The organism is Legionella nigrisilvae (assembly GCF_977063395.2).
The window spans coordinates 1-688 of sequence record NZ_CDRUGZ020000030.1 but is presented as its reverse complement, the minus strand read 5'-3'; the positions used below and the strand labels follow the sequence as shown (position 1 = coordinate 688).

The window sequence follows — 688 nt, the reverse complement described above, 5'->3', positions numbered from 1 at the left end:
GTTCATGACTGGGGTGAAGTCGTAACAAGGTAGCCGTAGGGGAACCTGCGGCTGGATCACCTCCTTAATTAATGGCACTAAAGTAATTTAAAGTGCCCACACAGTTTGTTTTCGAGATAATGAAGAATCCCAACCGTTACTGAGAAGAAACGGAAAAGATATTCGATCACGAGATTGTTGTTGATGTAAATGAGATGTTGTAGTGCATTTTCAATAAATGCGTACCTAGTCGCAAATCAAAAAGCAAAGTGCATCGAAGCATTTTTGCCAGAGAATTTTTCTTTAATCAAAGCAAGTGTTGCTTAGATGATGGAAAATGTCGAAGTAAAAATGGGTCTGTAGATCAGTTGGTTAGATCGCACCCCTGATAAGGGTGAGGTCGGTGGTTCAAGTCCACCCAGACCCACCATTCTATGGAATTCTTCAACGGTTTATTCAGATTAAAGTACTTTTACGAGAGTATTTTAATCTGGAATAACCAGGCGTTCATTAAAAATATGGTAAACAAAGAGGTAACACAAGCGTACTTGTATTTGAAATAGAAGCATATGATCTGAGGTAACTGAGATTATATGGTCAAGAAGAGAAGCGCAAACGGTGGATGCCTTGGCAGTAAGAGGCGATGAAGGACGTGGAATCCTGCGAAAAGCTCTGGTGAGCTGGAAACGAGCGTTTAACCAGAGATGTC

General features: G+C 41.0%; 1 tRNA gene and 2 rRNA genes. All 3 read left to right on the top strand.

The window, feature by feature from the left end:
- A 16S ribosomal RNA gene (locus tag ACWTE2_RS22325) occupies nucleotides 1-67 on the top strand; the annotation flags it as partial.
- A 265-nt stretch (nucleotides 68-332) separates the two neighbouring features.
- A tRNA-Ile gene (locus ACWTE2_RS22320) sits at nucleotides 333-409 on the top strand.
- A gap of 165 nt (nucleotides 410-574) precedes the next feature.
- Nucleotides 575-688, top strand: a 23S ribosomal RNA gene (locus tag ACWTE2_RS22315); the annotation flags it as partial.